We start from the raw sequence: 8,558 nt of genomic DNA on the forward strand, positions 1-8,558 counted from the left end.
ACCGTGAAAGAGGGCGAGGTGACGGAGATCCCCAAGGGAGAGGTGGTCATCGCCTCCGGCCCTCTGACCTCCGATGCGCTGGCGCAGCGGCTGGGTGAGCTGCTGGGGGAGGACACGGCCCTTCATTTTTACGATGCGGCGGCCCCGCTGGTGTCCGCCGAGAGCGTGGACATGAACTACGCCTGGATGGGATCCCGGTACGACAAGGGCACGGCGGACTACGTCAACTGTCCCATGAACCAGGAGGAGTACGACGCTTTCTGGCAGGCCCTGACTACCGCCGAAGAGGCGCCGGTCCACGGATTTGAGGACGGCAAGGTGTTCGAGGGCTGCATGCCGGTGGAGGTCATGGCCCGCCGGGGACATGATACGCTGCTCTACGGTCCGCTGAAGTCCCGGGGACTGGACGATCCCCGCACCGGTCGCTGGCCCTACGCCGTGGTGCAGCTGCGGCGGGACAATGCCGACGGCACCGTGTATAATCTGGTGGGCTTCCAGACCCACCTGCGTTTTCCGGAACAGCGCCGGGTCTTTTCCATGATCCCCGCCCTGCACGACGCGGAGTTTCTCCGCTATGGGGTCATGCACCGCAACACGTTTTTGAACAGTCCCCGCCTGCTGGACCGCTATTACCGCCTGAAAAAGGAGCCCCGCATCTCCTTTGCCGGTCAGATGACCGGTGTGGAGGGATATGTGGAGTCGGCGGCCAGCGGTTTTCTGGTGGGGGTGGAGACCGCCCGGCGGCTGCAGGGCAAGCCCCCGGTGGACTTTCCCCAGGAGACCGCCATCGGCGCACTGGGGCTGTATGTGTCTAACCAGTCTGTGACGGTGTTCCAGCCCATGAATATCAATTTCGGCATTATGCCGCCGCTGGACCATCGGGTCAAGGGCAAACGGAACAAGAATGCCGAGCTGTCCCAGCGGTCGTTGACAATCATTGACGGATTGAGAGAGGAGGTCCTTTCATGAAGATCATCGTAGACGCCATGGGCGGCGACAACGCCCCCGGTGCCATCGTCCAGGGTGCACTGGAAGCAAACCGCACCCACGGCCTGGAGATCCTTTTGGTGGGGCGGACGGAGGAGGTCCTGCGGGCTGTGGAGGCCTGCGGCGAAAAGAGCCTGCCCGCCGGTGTGGAGATCAAGGGGGCCACAGAGGTGGTGGAGATCGCAGATGATCCCGCCACGGCCTTCAAAATGAAGAAAGACTCCTCCCTTACCGTGGGACTGAACCTGCTCAAAGAGGGGGCGGGGGATGCGTTCGTCTCCGCCGGGTCCACCGGCGCCCTGCTGGCGGGAGCCACGCTGGTGACCAAGCGTATCCGCGGCATCCGCCGGGCGGCTATGGGACCCAGCATCCCTGTCCTGGGCGGCCAGGCCATTTTGTGTGATTGCGGTGCCAATGCCGAGTGCACGCCGGAATATCTGCTGCAATTTGCGTACCTGGGCAGCTTCTATGCCCAGCGGGTCTGCGGAGTGGAGCGTCCCCGGGTGGGCCTTTTGAACATCGGCGCCGAGGCGGAGAAGGGCGACAATCTCCGCCATGAGACCTATCCGCTGCTCCAGACGGCGGCGGAGCAGGGACAGCTCAACTTCATCGGCAATGTGGAGGCCAACGACGTGATGCTGGGCAAGGCCGATGTGGTGGTGACCGACGGCTTTACCGGAAATATCCTGCTCAAGGGCCTGGAAGGGACCGCCAAGTTCCTTTTGAAGGAACTCAAGGGTGTCTTTCTCGCCAGCACCCGGGGCAAGCTGGCAGCCGGCATGGTGAAGGGGGATCTGGAGCAGATGAAGAAGCTGCTGGACCCCTCTGAGGTGGGCGGCACGCCCTTCCTGGGAATTTCCAAGCCGGTCATCAAGGCCCACGGCGGATCGGACGCCCGGGCCATCACCAACGCTGTGCTCCGGGCGGCAGAATATGCCCAGAGCGGCTTTATTGACGACATTGCCGCAAACATCGACCATATGCGGGTCCAGGGGGAAGCGTAAAAATTTACTTCCCCTATTGACACCGGCGCGGATGTTGCCGTATGATTACCCCAGCGAGTACATCCCAACATCCCGTAAGGAGTGAACAGCATGTCGAATGAAGAGATTTTTCAGACGATGAAAGACCTGGTGGCCGAGCAGTTTGCCATGGAACCGGATGAGGTGACCATGGAGACCTCCTTCGAGGAAGATCTGGGCGCCGATTCCGTGGACCTGGTGGAACTGGTGATGGCCATGGAAGAGGAGTTCGAGATCGGCGAGACCCAGGAGGAGGATCTGAGCGGCCTCAAGACCGTAGGGGACGCGGTGAACTATATCGCGGGAAAGCTGAATAAATAAGATGAGGAACCGCCCCGCCCCGCGCGGGGCTTCCTTTTGGAGAGGAACGTCATGGAGGAACTGGAGAAAAAACTGAATTACACGTTTCGGGACCGTGCGCTCCTCAGCGAGGCCCTGAGCCACAGCTCCTATGCCAACGAGCACCGCAGTGCCCATCTGCGCAGCAACGAGCGGCTGGAGTTTCTGGGGGATTCCGTGCTGGGGTTTGTGACGGCGGAGTTTCTGTTCGCCCAGCACCCGGACCTGCCGGAGGGTGACCTGACCCGGATTCGGGCCGCACTGGTGTGTGAGCAGAGCCTCTATGAGGTGGCCCGCAAGCTGGACTTGGGCCGGTACCTGAAGCTGGGCCGGGGCGAGGAGAGCGGCGGCGGCCGGCAGCGGACGTCCATCCTGGCAGATGCCACGGAGGCGGTGTTTGCTGCGGTCTATCTGGACGGCGGCATCGGCGCGGCATCGGACCTCATCCACCGCTGTCTGCTGGACGCGGAGAAGGAGGAGGCTGTGGAGGAGCGGCGCCGGGATTATAAGACCGCGCTGCAGGAACTGGTACAGCGGACGCCCGGCGTGAGTATTACCTATGAGCTGGTGCAGGAGTCTGGACCCGATCACTGCCGCGTCTTTGAGATGGAAGTGGCCGTGGGCGGCAAAGTCGCCGGCCGGGGCCAGGGCCATAGCAAGAAAGAGGCGGAGCAGGCCGCTGCCAGAGCGGCGCTGGAATCCATGAGCGAGACCGAAAATTCTTAATCGTACTTGAACCGCAGGGGACGGCATGGCTGCCGGCCCCTGCGCCGCCTTTTCCGGCGGGGTGCAAATATGACTGGAATTTTCCCTGCCGCTATGCTATACTAATTTCCATATGAGCATTAAGGAGCGTGAGCTGATTGTCCCTGCTGTCGTCTATTCTCCTGGGCCTGGTCCAGGGCATTGCAGAGTTTTTACCGATCTCCAGCTCCGGCCATCTGGCCATCGCGGAGCATCTTTTGAACGTATCCGGCGCCACAGAGATTCCCGACTTTTTTGATGTGCTGCTCCATCTGGGCACTCTGGTTGCGGTATTTGTGGCCTACTGGTCGGATATTCGTGACATGATCCAGGAACTGATCTGTGGTGCGCGGGATCTGGCCCGCCGCAGCACACCGGACCCCATTCCTCCGGCCCGCCGTTTGATTTTGCTGATCATCGTAGGTACGCTGCCGCTGTTTTTGATCCTGCCGGTAAAGGATCTGGTGGAAGGGCTGAGCGACAACATGTATTTTGTGGCCGGCGCCCTCCTGGTCACCGGCTGCCTGCTTTTTGCCAGCGATCGGGTCCGCCATGGCCGCAAGACGGAGCGCAGCGCCACACTGATCGATGTGCTGATCGTGGGCGTGGCCCAGGCCATCGCCACCTACCCCGGCATCTCCCGGTCCGGCACCACCATCACCGCCGGCTGCTTCGTGGGCTTTGAGCGGAAGTTCGCCGTACGCTTTTCCTTCCTGCTCTCGATTCCCGCAATCCTGGGCGCCAACATCCTGAGCCTGAAAGACGCGGTGGAGGCGGGCATCGACTGGCCCTCCGTGCCGGTATATCTGGTGGGCGTGGCAGTGTCCGCCGTGGTGGGCTATGCCTGCATCCGGCTTTTGAAGATGATCGCTGCCAAGGGTCGCTTTGGCTGGTTCGCCTATTACTGCTGGTTTGCCGGCGCGGCAACTTTGCTTTTGACCATCGTGACCCAGTGATCCTATAAGGAGGTACATACCGTGGCATCCGCCTCGCAAAAGAAACCCACCGCAAAAAAGAAAAGCACATCCGCACGAGGAACCTCCTCATCCTCCCGTACCCGGAAGCCGGCACAGCCGAAAAAGCAGCCCATCCGCCGGGAGGTCTGGAGTGTGATTTTGCTGGTGCTGGCCCTGTGTACGGTGGTCAGTTACTTCGGGATCAGCGCCATTTTTATCGACTGGCTGGCGCTGCTGCTCAAGGGGCTTTTCGGCTATGGCTACTGTCTGGCGGGACCGGCTTTTCTGCTTGCGTCCGCTATTTTGATGTTTCACCATGGCCGTCCGGTTCGCCTGCGGGTGACCTGCACCCTGCTGCTTCCGGTGCTCTTCGGCGTGCTGGGACATATGATTTTTGTATCCAAAACGTATAATCCTGGCTTTGGTATCCTGAAAGTATTGTGGCAGGACGGCGTTTCCCTGAAATGCGGCGGCGCTGTGTCCGGCGCATTGGCGGCGGGGTCCGTGGCAGTATTTTCCAAAGTGGCGTCCATCGTCATTTTCCTTGTACTGTTTGTGGTGCTGCTGATGGCCGCACTGCACCTGACTCCGGCGGCGATGGTGGAGAAGATCCGCAACCGTCCGGTCTATGAAGAGGAACCCGAGCCGGAGATCCCCGCCATCCCGGCAGAGCCGCCCCGGCGCCGCAGAGAGGACCGTACCCGGGCTTCCATTGATATTCCGCTGGACGGTGAACCGACACGGGCACAGGCAGCCGCCCCCGAGCCTGCCAGCAAGGAGCCGGGACGCTTTACCAGCTTTTTCCGGCATAAGTCCGATCAGCAGATGACGCCCGCCCAGGTACTGCGGGAGAGTGGAGAAGAGCCTGCCGCTGCGGCCCGGGAGGTTTCAGCCCCTGCGGAATCTGCGGCTCCCCGGACGCCTGCCATCCCGGCGGAGCCGGTGCAGGCGGCGCAGACCGTGCAGCCAGTGCAGCCGCCCTCCCCGGCCCCTGCACCGACACCCCTGACTCCGGAAGAGCCCTCTGCCCGGCGGGAAAAGGCCAATACCGCCAAGGAGGTGGCGGCGCAGACCGCTGCCGTGACGGCGGAGATTCAGGAAAAACTCTCCGGCGGGGAGGGGGACTATCAGTTCCCGCCCATTACGCTGCTGCATGAAAGCCAGGGAGAAAACCACATCGAGGCTGGTGCGGAACTGCGGAACAACTCCCGCCGTCTGGCAGAGACGCTCAACAGCTTCGGTGTGGACGCAACTCCCGGCGATGTGGTCCATGGTCCCTCCGTCACCCGGTACGAGTTTGTACTGGAGCAGGGTGTGAAGCTCTCCAAGATCACCAATCTGGCGGATGATATTGCCCTGGCTCTGGGCGCCACCGGCGTCCGGATCGCCCCCATTCCTGACAAGATCTCTGTGGTGGGCATCGAGGTGCCCAACAAGTCTGTCACGCCGGTACTGATTCGGGACGTCATCGAGTCCCGGGAGTTTGCGGAGCATAAGTCCAAGACCGCCTTTGCCCTGGGCCGGGACATCGGCGGACGCAACATTGTGGGCAACATCGAAAAGCTGCCCCATGTGCTGATTGCCGGTACCACCGGTTCCGGTAAATCCGTGTGTACCAACTCCCTCATCATCAGCCTGCTCTATAAGTCCACCCCTGACGAGGTGCGCTTTATCATGGTGGACCCCAAGATGGTGGAACTGGCCCCGTATAACGGCATCCCCCATCTGCTGATCCCGGTGGTGACAGACCCCAAAAAGGCCGCCGGTGCATTGCAGTGGGCCGTGTTTGAGATGATGAAGCGGTACAAGACCTTCTCCGAGTGCGGCGTCAAGAAGCTGGAGGAGTACAACAAACTGGCCCGTGCCACGGAGGGAATGGAAACTATGCCCAGCGTGGTGGTGGTCATCGACGAGCTGGCAGATCTGATGCTGGTGGCGGCCAAAGAGGTGGAGGAATCCATCTGCCGGGTGGCCCAGATGGGCCGTGCCGCCGGCGTGCATCTGGTCATTGCCACCCAGCGTCCCTCGGCAGACGTCATCACCGGCCTCATGAAGGCCAACATCCCCAGCCGGATCGCCTTTGCGGTGGCATCCTCTCTGGAGTCCCGCATCATTCTGGACACCACCGGCGCGGAGAAGCTGGTGGGCAAGGGCGATATGCTCTACGCTCCTCTGGGGGCCGGAAAACCCACCCGTGTCCAGGGCTGCTTTATCTCCCCGGAGGAGATCGAGCAGGTGGTATCCTTTGTCAAGCAGACCGGCGAGGCTCAGTACGACGACGATGTCATCGCCAAGATCGAGGCGTCTATCCAGGAAAAGGACAAGGGAAGCGCCAAGGGCGGCTCCGCCTCCGCAGACTCCGGCGACGAAGAGGGAGACGAGCTGCTGCCCGCAGCGGTGGAAGTGATTTTGGAGACGGGACAGGCGTCTGTCTCCATGCTGCAGCGGCGGCTGAAACTGGGATATTCCCGGGCCGCCCGGCTGGTGGACCAGATGGAAGAGCGGGGGATCGTTGGGCCTTTCGAGGGCTCCAAGCCCCGTCAGCTGCTCATCACCCGGGCCCAGTGGCAGGAGATGCAGATGGGCGGCAATGCCGCGTCCGATGCCGCTGCGCCCGAGGAGCCGCCATTCCCGGTGGATGAAAATTAAGCGTTTTGCCCGACCAACAAAGCTGTGTATCTTCCCCTTCCCGGGAAGATACACGGCTTTGCCGCATCTGGGAAGGAGATTCCAAAAGTCGGAAATCTCCACCTTGACAAATGGCCGCAAAGGGCTATAATAAAACGAAGAAACGCGATGACAAAGCCAGCTTTCTGAAACCGGTTCTCAGCGAGGGGTGTATGGTGCAAGTCCCCAGCCAACGCCAGAAAGCAAGCCACTTTGGAGCAGCCTGTGAGGGGCGGGACGGTTCATCACCGTTACAAGATGACATGAGATGTCCTCGCTTGCGGGGACAGATCAGGGTGGTACCGTGAAAGTTTTTCGCCCCTGACAGTTGTCAGGGGCGTTTTTTTTGACGATGCACCTGTGTCGGCGGCACATCTTCCCAATTCCGCCGTGGTATGGAAGCAGCAGTTGAACCATCAAGCGAAGGAGGTCATTCACATGAAGTTTTCCAGCAAGATCGAAGCGTGCGAACTCTCTCCCATCCGAAAGTTCCACCCCTACGTGGTGGCGGCACAAGCAAAGGGACGCAAGGTCTATCACCTGAATATCGGCCAGCCGGACATTGAGACGCCCAAGTCCTTCTTTGACGCCGTCCGGAACTTCGGCGAGTCTGTACTGGCCTACGCGCCGTCTCCCGGCGTGGAGGTGTATTTGGAGGCAGTGCGGGACTACTACGTCAACCTGGGGTTCCCCATTACCTGCGATGACATCATGGCGACCCACGGCGGCAGCGAGGCACTGGAGATCGTGCTCTCCTGTATTCTGGACGAAGGCGATGAGATTTTGCTCCCGGAGCCCTTCTATCCCAATTACACCACCTTTGTGGGCGTCACCGGCGGTGTGGGCCGCCCCATTCCCACCAAGGCGGAGGAGGGCTATCGCTACGCCACCCGGGAGCAGATCGAGCCGCTGATCAACGAGCATACCCGGGCGATCATGGTCACCAACCCCGGAAACCCCACCGGCGTAGTGCTGCGCCCGGAGGAGATGCGTCTGCTGGCGGATATTGCCAAGGAGCACGACCTGCTGCTCATCAGCGACGAGGTATACCGGGAGATCGTGTACAGCGGGGAAAAGCTCAGCTCTATGCTGGAGTTTGAGGATGCCGCCGAGAATGTGGCCATCATTGACTCCGTGTCCAAGCGGTTCTCCTCCTGCGGTGCCCGGGTGGGCGCCCTCATTACCCGCAATCAGAAGCTGATGGAGCAGGCCATGAAGATCTGCCAGGGCCGGCTGTGCGCCGCCACACTGGACCAGGTGGGCGCTGCCGCCATGTACCGCTCCACGCCCCAGTCGTATTACGACGCTGTCCGGGAGGAGTACCGCCGCCGCCGGGATACGGTGGTGGAGGCGCTGGAGAAGCTCCCCGGCGTTCAGTTCAGCCATCCCGAGGGTGCCTTCTATGTGATGGCCACGCTGCCGGTGGATGACGCGGAAAAGCTCCAGTATTTCCTGCTGGAAGAGTTTGAGGACCACGGCGAGACTGTGATGTACGCTCCCGGCGAGGGCTTCTACGGAACCCCCGGCAGAGGCCGCAACGAGATCCGCATCGCCTATGTGACCAATCCTGCCGACCTGGCCCGGTCCATTGAGCTGCTGGGCCTGGGCATCCAGGCCTACAACGCCCGGAAGGAGCAGGCGTGATCCGGCATATCGTCATGTGGAAGTTCCACCCCGGTACGGAGGCGGAGCAGGCCCGGTTTCTGGACGGCCTGCGGAGTTTGCAGGGCGTGATTCCGGAGCTTTTGCGCAGCGAGGTGGCCGTCAACACCGGAGATGGCAATTATGATGCGGTCCTGGTCAGTGAGTTCCGGGATTTAGAGGCTCTCCGGTCCTATCGGGA

Annotated in this window: 8 protein-coding genes; all 8 read left to right on the forward strand. The window is 61.4% G+C overall.

The window, feature by feature from the left end:
* Positions 1–969: methylenetetrahydrofolate--tRNA-(uracil(54)-C(5))-methyltransferase (FADH(2)-oxidizing) TrmFO (gene trmFO, locus QZL67_RS06330; RefSeq protein WP_292920000.1), on the forward strand; the 969-nt coding region annotated here is incomplete at its 5' end.
* Complete coding sequence (gene plsX / locus QZL67_RS06335) at positions 966–1,991, forward strand: phosphate acyltransferase PlsX (RefSeq protein WP_022289905.1); 1,026 nt, start codon at positions 966–968, stop codon at positions 1,989–1,991. The genes trmFO and plsX, both read left to right, overlap by 4 nt.
* Before the next feature lie 90 nt (positions 1,992–2,081).
* The gene (gene acpP / locus QZL67_RS06340; RefSeq protein WP_022289906.1) at positions 2,082–2,330 is read left to right on the forward strand and encodes an acyl carrier protein; all 249 of its coding nucleotides are present in this window, start codon (positions 2,082–2,084) and stop codon (positions 2,328–2,330) included.
* A 51-nt stretch (positions 2,331–2,381) separates the two neighbouring features.
* Positions 2,382–3,074, forward strand: coding sequence for a ribonuclease III (gene rnc, locus QZL67_RS06345; protein ID WP_022289907.1), 693 nt, complete (start codon positions 2,382–2,384; stop codon positions 3,072–3,074).
* A gap of 137 nt (positions 3,075–3,211) precedes the next feature.
* A complete protein-coding gene (locus QZL67_RS06350) occupies positions 3,212–4,048 on the forward strand; it encodes an undecaprenyl-diphosphate phosphatase (RefSeq protein WP_022289908.1) in 837 nt (278 codons plus the stop codon).
* 153 nt (positions 4,049–4,201) lie between these two features.
* Positions 4,202–6,697 carry a DNA translocase FtsK gene (locus tag QZL67_RS06355; RefSeq protein ID WP_306765928.1) on the forward strand — a complete coding sequence of 832 codons (2,496 nt, stop codon included), beginning with the start codon at positions 4,202–4,204 and terminating at the stop codon, positions 6,695–6,697.
* Between the two features lie 456 nt (positions 6,698–7,153).
* Positions 7,154–8,359 (forward strand): pyridoxal phosphate-dependent aminotransferase, encoded by a 1,206-nt coding sequence (locus QZL67_RS06360; protein WP_022289910.1) that lies wholly within the window; start codon positions 7,154–7,156, stop codon positions 8,357–8,359.
* Positions 8,356–8,558: Dabb family protein (locus QZL67_RS06365; RefSeq protein ID WP_292920002.1), on the forward strand; the 203-nt coding region annotated here is incomplete at its 3' end. The genes QZL67_RS06360 and QZL67_RS06365, both read left to right, overlap by 4 nt.

The organism is Oscillibacter sp. CAG:155 (assembly GCA_000436875.1).
GTDB lineage: Bacteria > Bacillota > Clostridia > Oscillospirales > Oscillospiraceae > Oscillibacter.

Excerpts from the sequence above, each read along its gene's own strand:
- plsX (WP_022289905.1), top strand. The coding sequence starts at position 966 with ATGAAGATCATCGTAGACGCCATGGGCGGCGACAACGCCCCCGGTGCC.
- acpP (WP_022289906.1), top strand. The coding sequence starts at position 2,082 with ATGTCGAATGAAGAGATTTTTCAGACGATGAAAGACCTGGTGGCCGAG.
- rnc (WP_022289907.1), top strand. The coding sequence starts at position 2,382 with ATGGAGGAACTGGAGAAAAAACTGAATTACACGTTTCGGGACCGTGCG.
- QZL67_RS06360 (WP_022289910.1), top strand. The coding sequence starts at position 7,154 with ATGAAGTTTTCCAGCAAGATCGAAGCGTGCGAACTCTCTCCCATCCGA.